Here is an 18802-nt window from a genome sequence, read left to right on the forward strand (position 1 = left end):
CCTTAATGATTTGCTCGTGTCCAAGGTGAGTTTTCTAGTCCGATTAGGTAACGAATGCCACCAATGAAGTTGGCGTAGTGTCCAACTATCAAATAAGAGATTAATGAAATAGGTTTGTTTACTAGACGCTTTGGCAAGATGCAGCCAAGGACGCCAATGGTATAAACGGCAACTTGAGCCCATAACAGCGCTTCAAATACCAAGTAGTTGCTAAGTAAGATTGAGCACACTAAGCACACAATCATTAAATAGGGAGTGAGTAGGCGAAGTCCTTTTCCTGAAAAGAACGCAAACGCGATGCCTTTAAACTTCGGGCTGAACAAGGCAAATAATCGAATCGCTTGTTGCATGTTGCCCGCTGAAATACGAAGTCTTCTTTTGAAGTCTGTTTCTAGGTTCGATTCTTCTAGCTCTAATGCAACCATTTGGGTTTCGTATTCGGCGATGTAACCTTGTTTAACGATTTGCATCGGTAAGATGAAATCATCATTAATAGTGTTGAGTGGAAGCAGTTCAAACAGGTGTGTTCTAAACAAGTAGAAAGCGCCATGAGAACCCAAGCTAGAACCTAATGAAGCCTCAGACTCTTTAACCGCGGTTTGGTACTGCCAATACGTGTTTTCGCCTTCATTGCCTGTTGGACAAAGTTGATACGTTGCGTTTACCACTCCAACCTTGTCACTTTCAAAATGAGCGGCAGCTATAAGCAAAGCATCCAATGAAATAAGGGCAGAAACATCACTCATCGCCGTGATATCACTGGTTATACGTGTCACTTCTTCATTAACAACCGCGACTTTACCTCGGTTTACTTGATGGTCATGTATCTCAAAATAGACATCACTGCACATCGCTTCTTGTATGGTCATTTGTGCAATGGCGACTGTGTTATCAGTGCAACCATCGCAAGCGATAATGACTTCCAACTTCTTTTTTGGGTAATCGAGTGAAGCAAGGTTACGAATCTTGTCTGCGATCCACTGTTCTTCGTTAAATGCAGGAACAAGAACGGTGATGGTCGGCAACGTGCAATCTTGCTGTTCCTCTTTGTAGCAACGATGACTCTCTTCAACTTTGCGTGCGGGGTGGCTTTTCGCATACCAACGCAGTAACAAAGGGTAGGCTGCGTGATGATAGACAATCAACGCACCTGAAAACAAACAAAGTCCCGCAAGCAACCAATCAATCATGCGTAAGCTCCTTCTGATATATCGTTGTAAGACGAAACCATTTTGATGATGTCGAAGTTTTCGAGTACGTAACGACGAGGTGACAAAAAGCGTTCATTTTGCTTTTCTAATAGCGCACTAGCTAACCCCACAATGCTGCCGCTTTTGACGAGGGCGCCGCTGACTGGACATAAGGTTTCATCGACGGCACCAACGTCCATTGCGACGGTTGGAATATTGCATGCTTGAGCTTCAAGTGTAGAAAGCGGCAGCCCTTCGTGGCGTGAAGGTAGGCAGAACGTATCCAACGCTCCGTAAAACGTGGTCATGTCTTCAACTAAGCCAAGAAAGATGACTCGGTCACTCAGATTCAAGCGGCTAGTCAGTTGCTCTAGTTGATTGCGTTTAGTACCGCCGCCAGCCAATGCGACAACCATGTTTGCAGGTAAAAGAGTCAGTGCTTTAATAAGTTGGTCTTGGCCTTTGACATGTTCTAGTCGACCTGCACAACCGATGATGTGTTTGTCTGTCGGCAGGTTTAGTTTTGCTCTCGCGTGTTCTTTCGACATTGGCTTAAACTTCTCACAATCAACGCCATTTTTGATGGTAATGATGTTCTCATAAGAAAAAGCAGTGCGTAGTTGGTTATAAACACGTGTCGCGTCGGCAACTAACGTTGGTTGAGCAGCTTTTAAAGCAAGCGCTTGTAATCGACGACGTTTGTTGTTGTTCAGATGCCAAGCGTCATGTTCGGTATGGATTCGAGTTGGAACCCCGGTTACGCGAGCGGCATAACCAGCGTATAACAGTGGGCCAATATGATGGGTATGAACCACATCAGGGCGAATCGCGTTGAAGGCTTTAATTAGCTTAATAATGATATTGAATTGTACGCCTGGTGCTTTATCCAAAAAGACGATTTGCTTTTTGTATGGCTCTAGCTTCGGCCAGTTGTTTATAGACTCTTGTTTAGTACCCTCTAAACTGACAATCAACACTTGGTCTGTTGGTTTAGCAAGGCGGAGCAAATCCAGAGTTAGGGTTTCTAATCCACCCGGTGCAAGGTGCTGAACAACGTGTATGATCTTTTTGCCATGCTTCGTTAAATGCGTATTCATAGTTTGGACCCTGCCTTTATAATTGTTGTTTCGCCTTTCTGACGTTTCTCTTGAAGTAACTTCTTTAAAACGTTTAACTACACAAGGAGATTGCAGGAGTTGTGCCAATTAAATAACCGTTATTTTTCAGTTGTTTAGATTGTTTAATTCTAGGGCAGTTTTCATTTCTCAAAATGGGAATCAAAACAAAATACGATTGAATTGCTATTTGAATCGTGGTGCTTGGGGAAATCGAAAGTGGGATTAATAATTGGGGCCTTAAACAAACACAACGCCAAGCGAGTGTTGGCGCTTTGCTCTAGGATGCACGAAGCTTGGAAACTAGAAAGCTAGGAAGCACGAAGCTAGGAAATTAGAAAGCTGTGAATCTAGCAAGTCAAAAATGGCTTTGAGGCTGACTAGCTCATTTTAGGGATCACCGTTATCACAGGGACACCCAAGATATCTTCGATTTCGTCTTTGCGTTTGATTGAAGAATCAAACAGTTCAAACAATACCGCTAAACCAATACCCAGTCCGATACCTGCAACGAATCCAGCCAGAATAAAAACAAAAGTCGGCATGTTAGATTTGACACTCGGTGTGAAAGGCAAATCGATAATCTTCACACGTTTGTTTTGCTCGAATACACCAAGCGAACCCGTTAGTTGAGCCATTTCATAACGCTCTGTCAGTTCATCATATAGTTGACGTTTGATTTCAACTTGACGTTTAAGGCGGTACATCTCTTTTGCATTTTCGCCGAAGTTATTGGCCTTGTGTTCTAATTCGAAAATCATAGTTCGAAGGCTTTTCGTTTCTTCAGTTAAAGACTCAAAGCGAGCGCGAACCAGTTGTAAACTGTGTAGTTGGGTGACTAAAAGAGGTTGGGTATCCGAAAGTTTGTTCAGTGTCGTACTACTTGCAATGTCCCAAAGCTGGTCGCTGTTCATCGTAGGCTGGGTTACCTCGAGTAAACTCTTTCTCTCATTTTCAAGTCTGTCTAGTTCACGAACTTTAGCTTGCACAGCACTGTGCTTGTCCGTGTATTTAGCTTGTAACAAGGTAAGGTCGCTACGAATGTCGATGATCTGGTCTTCTAATTTACCGATCACAGGGTTGGTTCTTGAAAGTTGTTGGTCGATTGACCCTAAACTTTTTTCGACACCCGATAACTCGGCCTCTTTTTCTGCCAGTGTTTGTTTGAGTGAAGCTAAGCGATTCAAACTTTGGCTCTGTACCTCAGGCGTCGAATGAACATTCTCATTCATGTATGCAGCTAGCGCTTCTTCTGCTTCTGCAAGCTCTGCGCTACGTTTGTCGATATGGATTTTCAAGAAGTTACTTGAATCTTCAATCGATGAACGTTCCGGTGCGAGTAACTGTTCAATGAAATGTTCACTTACCGAGCGCAGCGTCGCTTCCATTCCATTTGGTGTGTTCGACGTTAGACTTATCTTTAGAAAATCTTTTCCAAGCTGAGTCACCGTTAGACGTTGAGACAGGTCAGTAATGATCTCTTGTTTCTCAATTTCAGGCATATCTGGCGTGGTTAATTGCAGTTCATCAGCGACCGAGTAAAGCACATGTCGACTGTGAAGCAGTGTTCTCAATGCGTTAAGTCGATCTTTGAGCATCGTCGAAACGGCAATGTCTTCCAAGAATGGATTCATCTTGGCCGTTTCTTGAATCAACATACTGGTATGCGCGTCATATTTAGTTGGAGCCAACTTGCTCACACCAAAGCCTACAAAGGGCAAAATAAGCATTGGCAGAACGATAACGTAGCGTTGGCGCCACATCGCATTGATGATGACTAATAACCGCAATTTCAGATTATTCATAATAGCTCCAACATCCAATGTACGAAGTTACCACGGTTCTGCCAGCTCTCTTGTTCGACGACAGAGATAGGTGAGTTGCTTAGCTCGCGTGCATGATCAAGCGCCCAAATCATTTGGTTGGCACTGCCAACCGTGGTTACGTGCCCTTGATATGGAACCAAAGCAGGGAACGGTGTTGTGATAATGGGTGTGCCCGCCGCAAGGTATTCCATTAGTTTGAGTGGGCTACACGCTCGGATCTGCTCGTTATCAACAAACGGCAACAAGCTCACATCCCAGTGTTGAGAATAGCTTGGTAGCGTGTGGTGTGGACGAGGGCCAAGGTAATGTACGTTACTCAACTTAGGCAGCATGAGCGTATCAAGCTCGTTTGGACCTATGAAAACAAAGTCCCATTCCGGCATCGCATTCGCAACATGATCAATCATTTCATAATCAAGCCACTTAGAAAGGCTGCCATAAAAACCAGCAATAGGGCGGTGGTTGCTTGGTAAATCTTTTGCTCTTGGTGCGGGTGTTGAAAATAGGTCTACGTCGACACCATGTGGTAGCAAGTGCGCTTTATGCTTTGGAAATTTACCCATCAATTTTTTGCTAGCCGCGAATATAAGCGTTGATTTTTCGATTAGCTCTGATTCGTGCTGTGCAACGGTGTCATGATCAACACCAGCCAGCGCGCTAAAATCATCACCGCAGTAATAGACCACAGATGACTCGCCTAAGTGTCCGCACAAATCAACAGCGGTCGGAAGAGAAGTCCATAGGATAGGCGCGTTCAGATTAAGCTCCGCAATAATCGGTTTTAGTTGGTGCAACATCATTTGCTGAGCCAACTTTCTAGAAAATTTAGAAGCAGGCGCAGGGATTGTCTTTAAGTTAACGATAGTAATGTTGTCGTGTCCCTCAGAGTCGAGCATGTTTTGAGTAACGGCTTTGGTTTTACCAAACAACTTGTTGAACGCTCGGCTGGCATCTTTAGCGGACAGCTTCGGTTGTCTTAAGCCAATAGAGTTGACCCATAAGACTTTGTGTTGCTTAGCAAGGTGACGAACTAAATGTTGAGTCGATGAAGGTAGGCCACCAAAGTCTTCACCAAATACGATTAAATCACGCATGGTCACCTCCATGAGTCTCTAACGAATCGAACATATCGGATTCTGTCACTTCAACGGGTTTAATGTGACCGACAACTCGAGCTGGGTTACCGCCTGCGATTGCAAAAGCCGGGATGTTCTTTGTTACTACGCTGCCTGCGGCTATTACGGCACCTTCGCCGATGGTTACGCCACCTTTAACCGTCACATTCGTGCCTAACCAAACATCGGGTTCAAGAATGATGTCACCGATTTGCTGAGGGTCGTCACCTTCACCTAGCGCTCGGCGTTTTGCATCAAGCGGGTGTCCAGAGTATCCAAATAGAAAAGCGCCGCCTGCGATTCGTACGTTGTCAGAGATAACCACTTTACCTCCAACAGCGATAGTCGACTGCCAACCAATGTCGACGTTATTGCCAATCGACAATAGTGGGTGTTCCAAGCCTTCAAGTTGTTGAGTACAACCAGAGAATGTCGTGTGGCCAGAGATACGGCAGTTGTCGCCAATCGTAATTTGCACCGGACCGCTGACGAAAGGCAGTCCACCATACAAATACAGGCGTTTGCCACATTGAGCCACACGACCTTTGAAAGCCGGAGTCCAGTAGAAGAATCGCGTAAAGCCAGAAACCAGATTCACCACTAGCTTGTGCGCTTGATATAGACAGCGATTAAATAGTTTAGGGGTAGGTAGCTCTGCGCTTCTGATGTTTTTCAAAATGAAAAACACATTTCTAATTCGAGAATTAGGATGAAACTTAAGCCAATGTTTGAATTGATGTATAGATACTGACGTCATAATGAAAATCCTCTTTTTTGTTATATAGAAGTACTTTCATATATTGTGCCATCTAATAAATGTAATATTTTCAATAGGTTAAAATGTGTCTTTTAGGTTTTCTCATTTTGACAGGCAGTTTGAGATACATTTGAGACGCAAACTGTGAGTGCTGCGAGGATATAAATCGGCCAGTTGAAGCCTTGAGTCAAAAATGTACCCGACACGATTGTTCCAATCAGACCTGCATAGATCGCATAGGCGACCGCATTGAGTTCGGGGGCGATTTCTGTGGCCGAGTTTTTTAACCTCGTTAGCGTAGAGCGAGAGGTTTTGATCAAAGAAACGATAAGGCAGACAAAAATGATCAGACCAATAAAGCCTGTTTCTGCCAACACACCAAACCAGGTACTGTGAACGGCGTGATTCAGTCCGTCCCAATGCGAACTGTAAAAGAAGTAGTTCGAGAAGAAGTTGTTCAACCCTACGCCGGTCAGTGGATTCTCAACTGCCATCTTTATTGCTGCTTCCCAAGCATAGATTCGACCCATTGCAGATTCATCGATACCTTGTTCAGCGGCACCACCAGAAGATCTGTCTGAGATACCAGCAACTAAATAGAGCACCACGGCCGCGACAGTTCCCACTGAGATTAAGAGAACTTTAGAGCGCACTAGCTTCCACGCAAAAATACCAATCACCGCAATACACCCCAGTAGTCCGCCACGGCTTTGAGTGGCAATAATGGCGGCGAGCAGTAACAGACAAACTAAGGCACTGATTAAACGTTTGGATCGTGAGATGCCAGTCGTGGTGGCTTGGCTTATTGTAAAGGCGAGTGGGAACATCAGTACCAGTGCTAGGTCGTTCGGGTCACCTAACATAGAGCCAAAATCGCGGCCAATAGTCACGCGTGAGCCCTCGACAAGCCCAATACCATTTACTGAGTTGTACACGGCAATAGAGCTGACTAAAGCGCCAGCGTAGATAATCGTCATCGCGGTTTTTGCGAGATTTTCCGTGGTGTTTACTAGCCAAGTAATCGCAAGCGTCATCACTATAATTTTCCAATAAACGCCCTTGAATTCTGCTAGTGCTATTGGCCTGTTGGACGCGAAGATAATACCAATGAAAACCAATACCCAAAATATGGCGAGCCAATTTAAACAAGGGTGCCAGAAGATTTTAAGTTCTTTACTGATTAATGCATGCCATAGAAGAGCCGACAGAGCGCCTAATGAAAGCATCAGCGGTATTTTTAGCGAATAGAGCTGAGGTATAGCTTCGTGAATTCGGAAAAATGAAAAGACAACGAACAGTAAAACTAACCAGAATGTTTTGTTTAACACGAATAACCCGGCCAATGGCACAAGAGCGAGCGCCACAATGACAGCAGGGTGAGGCACAAAGTACCAAACAACACCAAGCCCAACACACAAGGTGCTGATCGTGATGATGACTGGCAATCTATTGGCTTCAGGGTTGACCATTGTGACCTCTATTGGCAAATAAACTCTTTAGGACTCGGCTCGTAATCTTTTTAAGACGTAGTTACGCCTGATGTTAAAGATTGCAAAGTGAGTGCCAGTTATGCATTTTGTTTAACTTACTGATTTAATGTTGGATTATTAAGTGAGGGCGTAGCCTTGAGGTGAGTTTTGTCATTTTGAGAATCAGTATAAAACTGTCTAAAGTACTTAAATCATCAAGCCAAAATAACCAGTTATCGACTAAGGCTAGAATTAACGGTCGAGTTGATAGATTTCCAACAACTGCGGGACAACGGCTTGTGGAGAGTATTGGTTTTTCACGGTTTCTATCGCGTGACTCTTGAGAGAGTTACGTTGCTCGTTCGTCAATGACATCCACAAAGATAAAAACTGTTCTAGCTCAGCTTCTGAATTTGCAAGGTAGCCGTTAACTTGATGCTCGATGAGTTGAGGCAAGTTACCAACTGAGGTGGCGAGAACGGGAATGCCACGAATCATGGCTTCTAATGCCGCCATAGGTAAGCCTTCAAAGCGAGAAGGGATGATTAACAGATCGATTTGGCTCCAGACGTCGTCCATATTGGTCTGATGCCCATGAAAGGTCACATTATCAGGCTGCGATTTAACTAAGATGTCCATTTCTGGCCCGTCACCAAAAAGCTCAAACCGAACATCAGGAAACTGTTTGGCTAATGCAACAAATCGATCAGGCGCTTTTTCATGGCTCAATCGCCCCACAAAACCAACATGGAATGGGCTTGATGAAGGGGAGCTTGTTAACCCGGTTGGCATTTTAACAAAGTTATTCAATTGATGGGTTTGACTCGGCACTTTCGCTTTAATCTTTTCACTGACCACGAGCGACTGATCAGAAAGAAAACTGCTGTAACGGTCGAGCCAATCATAAAGCCATACTTTGCCTGTTGGGGTTTCACCTGCGTGATAAGTGGTGATTTGCTTTGTGTTGTTGAAACGAGGCGGAAGCTTGATTAACTTGCTGACCAAACTGGCTTTGTAACCATGAGCATGGATAAGCCTTGGTTGATAATGTTGAACTGCACGTTTCAGCTGTGTCGCGCTATTGCCATTTGAATCTACAGAACATGAGGCTAAATCGGAGAGGTAACTAAAAGGGATGTTCAGCGCATTCAACTTTTCAACGATGATCGCTTCAGGATTAAACTTAGTCAAAAGAACGATACGAACAGCCTCTGAATACTGAGCGCTTTCCGATATCAGGCCTTGTGCTAATTCTAAAACATGCGTTTCTATGCCTCCAAAAGTTTGGCTGTCGATCAACAGCCAAATCTCATGAAGGTTTATGTCGAGTATACCTTGGTTAGGTTTGATTGTACTCATCTTCCGATTCCCAAGCCTGTTTCTTACGATAAACAGTAGAAGGGCTAAGTTCTAACAGCACAGCAGCGTTTAACACATTCCCATCGCAATGATTGATGGCATGTTGAATGGCTTCACGTTCTATTTGCCACATTGGACGAATAGCACCTTCGCTTGTGGTAAATGCAGGCGTCATCGGCTCGTTGTGAGCTTGAGCAACTGACGATTGTTCCAACTCTTCCGGAGTAATCGGTGGCAACTTAGCTTCTGGTGCTTCAACAACTGCAGGTTGAGGCGCAGTTACTCGAATTGGTGTCACTGATTTAGATGATGGAGCGGCATCTACTTTATTAATCGGAGGCGGTAACATGTCTTTAGTCACGCTCGTTTCATTGTTCAACACCACGATGTTACGGATGATGTTTTGCAACTGACGCACATTGCCTGGCCACGCATAACGTTTAAGTAGATTCTGCGTTTCCTTGTCTATTGATTTGAACTTCTTCTTGTCTTGCTTCGCGTACAGTTTCAAGAAGTGATTAGATAGGGTGACAATGTCACTTCCTCGTTCACGAAGCGGTGGCATTTCGATAGGCACAACGTGAACACGATAGTAAAGGTCTTCTCTAAAACGTCCTTCTTCTACTTCAACCAGTGGATCGCGGTTGGTCGCACAGATAATTCTGACATCCACTTTAATCTCGCGGTTGCCACCGAGTGGAGTAAACGTACCAGTTTGCAAAAATCTGAGGAGCTTCTTCTGCATCTCCAGTTCCATTTCACAAAGCTCATCGAGAAATAGGGTACCGCCATGCGCTTGCATTGCTGCACCTTTACGGTCGGTTGTCGCACCGGTAAACGCACCTTTAACGTGACCGAAGATTTCACTCTCCATTAGGTCTCGAGGGATAGCGCCGCAGTTAATGGCCACGAAGGGTTTACCATTACGCTGACTCTCTTGGTGAATCGCTTCCGCACACACTTCTTTACCTGTACCACTTTCGCCGTTAATAAACACGCTGGCAGTGGTTGGTGCTACCGAATCAATGATCTTGTAAACCGCCTGCATGGGTAGGCAAGAGCCAATGAAATTATGAAAACGATCACGATCGAATTTGCTTTGCATGTTATCGACGAGGTTTTCGAGTTTCGCTCTTTTTAGATGCAAGCTAACAGAGGTCTTGAGTCGATCGGCTTGAATGGGTTTCTCTAAGAAGTCTTCTGCACCGCGTTGGATAAGGTCTACCGCGATGTTTACTGAACCATGCGCTGTCGCGATGATGACAGCGGTCGGTATTTCGTTAGCAGTAATCCAATCTAAGACTTCTTCGCCTGGCATGTCAGGAAGCTTAAGGTCGAGAATCACAAGCTGTGGAGAGTGCCTTTCAATGAAGGTCTTAGCTTCCGCGCCGGTTTCGACGTGGAAAATATCATAGGGCTCGTCTTTTACGTACTGCTTGTAGAGTACGGCGAGTGAGGTGGAGTCTTCAACTAACAATACCTTAGGGCGCATTGTGTATTCCTTTTGAAACTTTATCCTAACCAATCAATAACATAGTGATATGCAACCATCAATACGAGTCTTGTGTATTTGTTATCTACCACATGCTATCTTTTAAGAAGCGGCCTGTATAACTTCTCGCATTGCTGTTCATGATGGAGCCCATCTTATGGCGACTATATTAATAACGACTGTTTTGAGTTTTTAATCTGATACCGATAATGAACATGCAAAGCTAGCTGAAGCCTGCCTCTTTCCTTTCAAGCAAGGCTTTTATTGAACGCTCTGCGAGCTCTAGTAATTCATCAACTTGTCGAAATGCCGCATCATGACTCTGTTCTAAACATAGCTTTTCTAAAGCTCGAGCTAATTCACCCAAAGGGCGATTACCTAACGAAAGCGCTGTGCTGCCGAGAGTGTGGACCTCGAACTCAAGTGTTTGAGCGTCTTTCTGCGTGACTGCCTCTTTTATAGCGACCAAGCGTGTTTGTGATTCTTCGACATAATGGTCGATCAAGATAGGGATAATGTCCGCACTTGTATCGCGAATCATTTGCTCCAGAACGCTTTCATCGACAAGCTCGCTCACTTGTTGTGAGTTTAGATTTGTAGCTGCGTCTGACGCTAAAGTAGAATTCATCAAACTAAGTCCTTTTATTGAGCTTAATATCTGTTAATACTATTAAGTTTTAGTCATTTTCTAGAATAATTTCAACTGGTTGCCGTACAAATAGAGCATTTAATTGGCATCTCACTCATCTTGCTATTGGGTTTGTGACAAACCTAACGGACTGATTTTATTTTGTTTTCTCTTATGAAATATAAACTTAGGTGCCTATAAAGCCTAAGGTGCGGGTAGATCTCAGAAGAAAACGAGCCCGATACAAATAAAAAAGACCACTGCAGTGAATTAACAACAGTGGTCTTAGAGCGGGGTAAGCAGTTTGGGCTAATCTAAATAGCGATAACGCAAATAGCGATAATTTAAACAGCCGAGCTTTAAATCACGAAAAGTAGGACTACGAAGCTTTATCAATCTTTGGCTTTGGGTCGGCTTCTACTTCTTCCTCGCTACTTTCTGAGAAGATATCAGCAACAGCGCTTCTCTCGAGTTCACCTTTTAGATTACCGTCTTCATCAACAACTGGAAGAGAGTAGTCACAAGACATAGTGTCCGGTAGCACTTCTTCAATCACCGCATCTGGTAAGATGGCAGGGACTTTTTCGTATATCTCATCACTAAAATCATGTACCGATGAATCTTCAACTGCGTCTTGTAGGCTCTCTTGTGTGACTAGGCCTTGATAGCCGTCATCCGTTACGTGATAAGCGTAATCGTTTTTCAGCATCTTCATTTGTGCCAAAGCACCTTCAATTGTTTCTGATGTGATTCGATACAGAGGAGGCTGCATAACGGTTTCAACGGTCAGTGCACGAGCACGGTTTACGTCTTTCACGAACGCTTCCACGTAATCATCGGCTGGATTTAGCAGAATCTCATGTGGTGTGCCTTGTTGTACTAACTCGCCGTCTTTCAAAATTGCGATTCTATCGCCTAGGCGGAGTGCTTCGTCCAGATCATGTGTGATGAAAACAATCGTCTTATGAAGCTTCTCTTGAAGTTCAATAAGCTGGTCTTGCATTTCACTTCGAATCAAAGGGTCGAGTGCCGAAAAGGCTTCATCCATTAACAAGATTTCAGCGTTAGTACACAGAGCGCGCGAAAGCCCAACACGTTGTTGCTGACCACCTGAAAGTTGCGCTGGGTATTGCTTGCCGTAACCTTTTAAGCCCACCGTTTCTAACCATTCGTTGGCTTTCGCTAAACGGTCTTCTTTTTTGATGCCTTGTACTTCCAACCCGTACGCAACGTTTTCAACCACAGTGCGATGAGGCATTAAGCCAAAGCGTTGGAATACCATCGACATTTTATGACGACGGAACTCTTCTAGCTGTTTAGTGTTGAGGCTCATCACATCAATGCCTTCAACCATGATTTTACCTTGAGTCGGGTCAATCAAACGGTTGAAGTGGCGAATCAGCGTCGATTTACCCGAGCCAGAAAGCCCCATGATAACGAAGATTTCACCACGGTTAATCTCAAGGTTGATCTCTTTCAAACCAACGGTATGACCCGTATCCGCAAGAATCTGATCTTTGTGTTCGCCGTTTTGAACTCGGTTCATAACAGACATTGGTTTCGGTCCAAACACCTTGTACAGACCACTAATTTCAATCAATGGTTTAGTCATGCTTGAATCCTCCTAAATGCGCATTAGTTCTTCTTGCGTACGCTTGTGAAGCGCGGTCAAAAAGGATTGCGAGGGCAACGATGGCGAAACCATTCATCAAGCCTAATGTGAAGTACTGGTTAGTAATCGATTTGAGAACCGGTTGTCCTAGGCCTTTCACACCAATCATGGATGCGATAACAACCATAGACAGTGCCATCATGATGGTTTGGTTAATACCCGCCATGATCGTTGGCATTGCTAGAGGAAGTTGAACACCCCATAAGCGTTGCTTTTTGCTCGCACCGAAAGCGGTAGCGGCTTCAAGGACTTCTTTATCAACTAAGCGTATGCCTAGGTTAGTTAGACGAATTACAGGTGGGATCGCGTAGATAACCACGGCGATTAGCCCTGGAATCTTACCGATGCCCAGTAGCATTACCACTGGAATCAAATAAACGAACGCAGGCATGGTTTGCATGATATCGAGCATCGGCGTAACAATTGACTGAGCTCGATTTGAACGAGCCATCGCAATACCAATCGGAATGCCCAAGAATATTGAAACCAAGGTACATACAGTGATGATACTGAGCGTCCGCATGGTGTCTTCCCACATTCCAAAGTAACCAATGAGAAGTAGAGAAGCTACACAGCCTAGAGCCAGTTTCCAAGAACGGCTTGCTGCGTAGACAAGGCTGGTACACACAGCCAGGACTATAATCCAAGGTGTTGAGATAAGGAGTTTTTCAAACCAAACGAGGAATGAAAGAAGAGGGTCAAAGAGAGATTCAATCATTTCGCCGTATTCACGGGAAAATTCACGGTATGCGCCATCTAGCGTCTTTTTTATGGTTCGTAAATCACCGCGTTCCATCTCTGGAAAGCTTGATAACCAATTGCTGTCAGCCATTTTATATCCTTATAGTTCGGAGCCACTTGTCCATGCGATAAGAAAATCGCTAATGAAAAGGGCTCCGAATCATGAATAACATCAAGTATAGCGACGTTATTTCTGTTTTATTGTTGAAGCGTAATTACTTGTTATTAAATCAAGCTCTTACAGCTCTGCTTCAACTTTCTTAGCCACTTCTTCAGAAACCCATGGGTGCCATACTTCTGGGAATTCACTTAAGAAATGCAGACTCGCTTCTTCGCCATCAGCTTGGTTGTCTTCCATCCAAGCAAGTAGCGAGTTCATTTTGTCGTTCGTGAAACCACGTTTAGTAAAGTAGTCGTATGCTTCAGGAGCACGTGACGCAAAACTTTCAGTGGTAATCGTGTGAACAGGTGAAGGCGGGTACATGGTCGCTTTTGGCGATTCACAATCTTCTTTAGTGGTACAGTTAAGGAACTCTTCCTCATTAACGCCACTGCCAAAGTCGACTTTAACCATGTCGTATTTACCTAGCACAGCCGTCGGTGCCCAGTAGTAACCAAACCAAGCTTCTTCACGTTCATAAGCTTTTGCGATAGAGCCAGATAAGCCGGCACTCGAGCCTGGATCAACAATCGTGAAACCGCTGTTTTCTAGCTCAAGAGCATTAAACAGGTTTCCGGCGCTGATCTGACAGTTCCAGCCTGCAGGGCAGCTGTAGAATGCAGATGTATCTGGGTCTTCAGGGTGTTTAAATAAGCTTGCGTTTTTGCGTACGCCTTCGATGGTTGCCATTTCAGGGTACTGTTTTACTAGGTAAGCTGGAACCCAAAAGCCTTCTTCGCCGCCGTTCACAAGTGCTTTACCTGCGTAGCGAAGACGTTTTTCTTCAACACCTTTATCTAATGCGTCTTTTAAGCTGTTGCTCCAAAGTTCAGGTGCAACATCAGGCTGGCCTTTTTCGATCATAGACGTGCCTGTTGGCATAGTGTCGCCAGGGATAAGTTCAGCATCACACCCATAACCATGTTCAAGGATGAATTGGTCGATATTGGCGATCAGTGTTGCAGAGTTCCAGTTCATATCTGCGATTGTTACGCTGCCACATTCTCCAGCGTTAGCATTACCGCTGGCTGCTGCTACTAACAAAAATACGGAGCTTAACTTGTATTTCATATTGAGTTTCCTTTCTCTTTAATAATACAACTAAGGTAACCAAGGTAAATTGATTATCTAAATTGCTCGATGGTGATCCTTTCCGTGTATTTGAACCATTTGAGCAGAAGGAGGGATGGGTGAAGTTTGAATAGATAAACGTGCAAAGTCAGTGAAGTGTGATTTGCCAATTCATCCACTGTGTTTCAACAGCCATCGGATAACTTTGTCAAACTATTACAAATTCGTCAAAAACCACCTCTATTTATAATCTTAGGGAATAATCGTACGAATTCCATCTTTGATGCGATTTACATGGCACTTTAACCGTCTGTGTCACATTACCGCTAAAGTTAGGTGTGGGGCTGTTTATTTTTGAAGGGATTTAAAGGTGGTAAGACCATGAATGACGTGTGTGAAATGCGTTGAATGGTTTTTAAAATCTTATTTTTAATAACAATTTCGCCAAAAACACCCAATTTGGTTTTGAATCATTCAGAGCGGTTGGAGCTTGAAGTCTAATACGATTGGCGGCTGTCATGGTTTTAATGACAGCCAGAAAGTAGCAAAAGAAAGTTACATAGGAAGGTTCAAAAACTCATTTTGATACAGCTTGTTTGCCAAGCTATCGCGAAGCTTAACGGGGATAAATTTCATTCGATTGATTTGTCTGACCAACTCTTGTGCAAAGCTAGGCTTTTGTTTCATGTTCATCACGCAGCCCATTAGATTGATACTTTGTGCATCAAGCAGCTTTTTCGCTTGTTCTAGGTGGTGACTCGACGTTTCTCCATAGGCGACAACAATTAGTGTACTGCCACAAGCGCTCGCGACAGACTGCGCCGGAATATTGCCTTTGTTTATGTTGAGAAGCGGTGAGGTATCAATGATGACTCTGTCGTATTTCTCTAACCATTTGTTGACCACTTTTTGTAACGTTGTCGGATCTTTATAAGCCAATTGCGTTGAAGCAACTTGTGGAGCAGGGACACCGATAAACGTACGCTGAGATTCAACATGTTCTATCAGTTGACCTTGCTGATTATCTTCTAGCATATTCAAATCTTTGAAAGCAGGGTTGAATAAGTTGAGATCAACATAAAGCGTTGAATGACCCGCAAGAAGAAAACGCTCGGCTAATGCGGTTGCAATAGATGTTACGCCGTCACCTGAATGGCAGGCGGTGACGCATATTGATTTTTGGCCGTTAAGTTCAGAAGCTAAATACAGTTGCTCGACTTCGGCATGGGTCGCTGAAATTGTCATTATAAAGCTCCTATTAATACGATGGTGGTGGTGATACGCAGTATGTCATCAAGTCCGACGCGTGCTTTTTCAATAAAGCTTTCGCGACGGTCTGGGATGTAAATCGTGTCACCAGCGCGTAGCACCGGCAAGTTGTAAATGTTCGCCGTTTTGCTGAATTCAACAAGGTCAAAAGTACGAGCCTGACCTTGGCAGCAAGACATATTGACGATGGTAATTTTTTCTACATAAGCATTGTCGGTAGGTCCTGCTGCTTCTGCCAGAATATCTAGAATGGTCATGTTGTCGTTGAACACATAACGCCCCGGATTGTTAATCGCACCAAGCACACGAACGGTTTCTTCTTTCGGTGTATCTAACCAGTTTTTGCCTTTCTCTGGGATGTAAATCGTGTCGCCAGTGGTTACGTTTGGCAGTAACGATTCGTCACCGGTTTCGAAGTACAGTGATAAGTTAAGTTTGCTTACTTGCGAATAGGTTTTGTCACGATGCGTTACTCGAACGTTGTGGATGTCGGCATCCTTTGTTGGACCGTCAGCCGCAGACAAGATATCAAGGAAGTGCATGTCTTTGGTGAAGCGGTAACGACCGGGTGCATTCACTTGTCCAAAGATGTAGATCGAAGCATCAGAGCTTTGACGAACCCATTGTGATTTATTGTCTGAAGGATCTTGTGGCAAGTCGTGAACACGCACGATAGAGCCCGCTCGAATTTGTGGCATTTGGTCACGTGGCGCACCATTTCGAATAAAATCATCAAGGTTAAACACAACTAGCTTTCTACCAGTAACAACTTCGATTTTCGATGTGTCAGCGCGTAGCGTAGGGCCACCGACGTGTGCCAATAATCCCATGAAATTCATTTCATCTGACCATTCAATACGACCAGGTCGATTCACCTCACCAATCACGTTAACTGCTCTGTCTGGCGTGATTTTCAACCAAGACTTCTCGTTCATGTCGGTTTTCTCGGGAACGAAAATCGCGTCACCAGCTTTGATGCTAGGAGGGTTAGAGTTAGGTAAGCCTTCAGTGTAAGCCGCTAAATCGAATTTAAGCACTTTGCCATCTGCTTTGATGACACGGATTTGTCGTGACTCTGCAAATCGAGTTGGGCCTCCCGCATTCGCCAAGATATCCATAAAGGTCGCGTCTCTTTTGCCTTCAAAAGCACCAGGGGCTGCGACTTCGCCCATTACGTAAACCATGTTGGCGCCGGATTTGATCTCTTCTTCTTGCTTGGGAACGAAAATGGTCGCACCCGGGCGTAAAATTGGAAGCAGACTTTCGTCACCAGAATCTAAGTAACGTTTTAGGTTGAATAGCGTTGGGGTGTTGTTCGAAATCACTCGGATTTGCTCAACACTGGCATAACGAGTTACGCCGCCCGAACGCATAAGTACGTCGACAAGGTCGGTGTTCTCTTTGTAAGTGAACGAACCCGGCGCGTTCACCTCACCAAACACTTTGATGGAGTTACGAGAATCAGCACTGTCACCTGAGTTAGCAAGCTTTGCTGCGTCAAACTCTTGCTCGATGTTACCGACTAATGGAGAAGCTGGAACGAATAGTGAATCCAGTGATTGAAGAGTAGGTAATGCTGACTCGTCTCCTGAATCAAGGAATCGTTTGTAGTTAAACTCTTTCTTGTCTGCGCCTCGCTTAAGAATCAGCTTATCCAGTTGCGCGCCCGGGCGTAAACCACCCGCAGCGTAAAGTGCCATTTGGATGCTAGAACCCAATGCGAGAGTGTATTCACCAGGCTGTTCTACATAACCTTGTACGTAGATGATGATTTGCTGCTCTTTTACATAGACTGAAGCGTTCGAAAGATCTTTATAGGCGGTTGCCAGCGACTCTAGAACCACTTTGTTAAGCTGCTCACTGTCGTAACCTGCAACAAACACAGCGCCTACTTCAGGAAGGGTAATACGGCCACGCTTATCCACTTGGAACCCCGTGTTTAAGGTACTTTCACCGGGTACGTTAACTTGGATAAGGTCACCGACTTGAACCGCGTCTGAAAACTCATCGTTAGCATTGACGACATTCGCAAAGCATAACGATAGGGTGATGATAAAAGCGATCAATAATTTCATAATCCACCTCCCATTTTCTCGGCATTCTTAGGCGAGATAACTTCGATACTTACTCGGCGGTTAGTTAAACGTGTGCCGTCGGATTCACCTTCAAAAAGAGGGACGGTTTCGCCAACAGAGACGGCTTTGATTCGTTGAGCGCCTAGGCCAAATATAGTCAGGTAGCGTTCGACTTGTTTCGCTCGTCCAAGTGCTAACTTATCGTTGTATTCTTCGGTACCTGTCGCATCTGCATGGCCGGTAACCACAAGGTCTAGAGATTTGTGTTCTTTCAGTAAACTGGTTGCTTCCGCAAGTCTTCCCATATACTTCGGGTTTACTTCAATCGAATCTTCCGCGAATTGGTTGTCAACATTAAGCAGGTCATACAACTGTTCGATAACCGACAGTTGCATTCTAAATTGGGTTTCATTTTTTGGTGGCTCACAGCGGGCTTGTGAAGTTACGTAATCCAGTTGGACCTCAAGTTCATTTAGGCGTTTTCTTTGGATCACTAAGTCGTTGGCTGCATCCAGTAGTAGACCGCCTTGAAGTTCACGAGCAATACGGTTTTGCTTTTCGATTGCTTGAACAACAGCAGCGGGGAAACACCAACGAGCACCTTCTTGTATCAAAGCATCAAGGTGCAATTTAGCGAGCTGCCAATCAAAGCGTAATCCATGTTCTGGACCAAGAGGCTCGTCTGGCATGACAGGAGAGAAGTCTGAGTTTTGATAGTTAATAGAATCGTAACTTTCAGCCAAACCCCCTGTGCCTTGTTCAGGATAGCTAGTACAGCCACCCAGAACGAGAGCGGACAGAGAAAGGGCTATGTAGTTTTTCAGTATTTTCATGCCAACGTCCTATGTTTCTAATTTTTCTTA

Annotated in this window: 15 protein-coding genes; all 15 read right to left on the minus strand. The window is 44.5% G+C overall.

Features of this window, described 5'->3' with window-relative positions; translation table 11 throughout:
* Positions 1-2 precede the first annotated feature (2 nt).
* Positions 3-1190: a glycosyltransferase family 2 protein gene (locus tag AB4133_RS07120; RefSeq protein ID WP_017059581.1), complete on the minus strand. Its 1188-nt coding sequence runs from the start codon at positions 1188-1190 to the stop codon at positions 3-5.
* Positions 1187-2287 (minus strand): glycosyltransferase, encoded by a 1101-nt coding sequence (locus AB4133_RS07125; protein WP_017070860.1) that lies wholly within the window; start codon positions 2285-2287, stop codon positions 1187-1189. Before AB4133_RS07125 ends, AB4133_RS07120 begins: the two co-directional genes overlap by 4 nt.
* A 398-nt stretch (positions 2288-2685) precedes the next feature.
* Positions 2686-4110, minus strand: a complete 1425-nt coding sequence (locus AB4133_RS07130) for a Wzz/FepE/Etk N-terminal domain-containing protein (RefSeq protein WP_017063900.1) — start codon at positions 4108-4110, stop codon at positions 2686-2688.
* Complete coding sequence (locus tag AB4133_RS07135) at positions 4107-5225, minus strand: glycosyltransferase (protein WP_136978473.1); 1119 nt, start codon at positions 5223-5225, stop codon at positions 4107-4109. Before AB4133_RS07135 ends, AB4133_RS07130 begins: the two co-directional genes overlap by 4 nt.
* Entirely contained in the window at positions 5218-6003 is a 786-nt protein-coding gene (locus AB4133_RS07140; protein ID WP_017059585.1) for a DapH/DapD/GlmU-related protein, read from the minus strand. Before AB4133_RS07140 ends, AB4133_RS07135 begins: the two co-directional genes overlap by 8 nt.
* Before the next feature lie 92 nt (positions 6004-6095).
* Positions 6096-7472, minus strand: a complete 1377-nt coding sequence (locus AB4133_RS07145; protein WP_017059586.1) for an O-antigen ligase family protein — start codon at positions 7470-7472, stop codon at positions 6096-6098.
* A gap of 252 nt (positions 7473-7724) precedes the next feature.
* Positions 7725-8831 (minus strand): glycosyltransferase family 4 protein, encoded by a 1107-nt coding sequence (locus AB4133_RS07150; protein ID WP_102428871.1) that lies wholly within the window; start codon positions 8829-8831, stop codon positions 7725-7727.
* Positions 8812-10323: a sigma-54-dependent transcriptional regulator gene (locus AB4133_RS07155; protein ID WP_372224141.1), complete on the minus strand. Its 1512-nt coding sequence runs from the start codon at positions 10321-10323 to the stop codon at positions 8812-8814. The genes AB4133_RS07150 and AB4133_RS07155 overlap by 20 nt, the downstream gene beginning before the upstream one ends.
* Positions 10324-10546: 223 nt before the next feature.
* Complete coding sequence (locus tag AB4133_RS07160; protein ID WP_017059589.1) at positions 10547-10951, minus strand: Hpt domain-containing protein; 405 nt, start codon at positions 10949-10951, stop codon at positions 10547-10549.
* Positions 10952-11330: 379 nt separating this feature from the next.
* Complete coding sequence (locus AB4133_RS07165; RefSeq protein ID WP_372224142.1) at positions 11331-12563, minus strand: glycine betaine/L-proline ABC transporter ATP-binding protein; 1233 nt, start codon at positions 12561-12563, stop codon at positions 11331-11333.
* A complete protein-coding gene (locus AB4133_RS07170; RefSeq protein WP_017059591.1) occupies positions 12556-13455 on the minus strand; it encodes a proline/glycine betaine ABC transporter permease in 900 nt (299 codons plus the stop codon). Before AB4133_RS07170 ends, AB4133_RS07165 begins: the two co-directional genes overlap by 8 nt.
* A gap of 147 nt (positions 13456-13602) precedes the next feature.
* Complete coding sequence (locus AB4133_RS07175) at positions 13603-14595, minus strand: ABC transporter substrate-binding protein (RefSeq protein WP_017063893.1); 993 nt, start codon at positions 14593-14595, stop codon at positions 13603-13605.
* 555 nt (positions 14596-15150) lie between these two features.
* Positions 15151-15840 (minus strand): tyrosine-protein kinase family protein, encoded by a 690-nt coding sequence (locus tag AB4133_RS07180; protein ID WP_017063892.1) that lies wholly within the window; start codon positions 15838-15840, stop codon positions 15151-15153.
* Positions 15840-17939, minus strand: a complete 2100-nt coding sequence (locus AB4133_RS07185) for an SLBB domain-containing protein (protein ID WP_372224143.1) — start codon at positions 17937-17939, stop codon at positions 15840-15842. The genes AB4133_RS07180 and AB4133_RS07185 overlap by 1 nt, the downstream gene beginning before the upstream one ends.
* The gene (locus AB4133_RS07190; RefSeq protein WP_048611049.1) at positions 17936-18772 is read right to left on the minus strand and encodes an OmpA family protein; all 837 of its coding nucleotides are present in this window, start codon (positions 18770-18772) and stop codon (positions 17936-17938) included. Before AB4133_RS07190 ends, AB4133_RS07185 begins: the two co-directional genes overlap by 4 nt.
* Positions 18773-18802 lie beyond the last annotated feature (30 nt).

It is taken from the genome of Vibrio sp. 10N.286.52.F8, from assembly GCF_041468745.1.
Classification (GTDB): domain Bacteria; phylum Pseudomonadota; class Gammaproteobacteria; order Enterobacterales; family Vibrionaceae; genus Vibrio; species Vibrio crassostreae_C.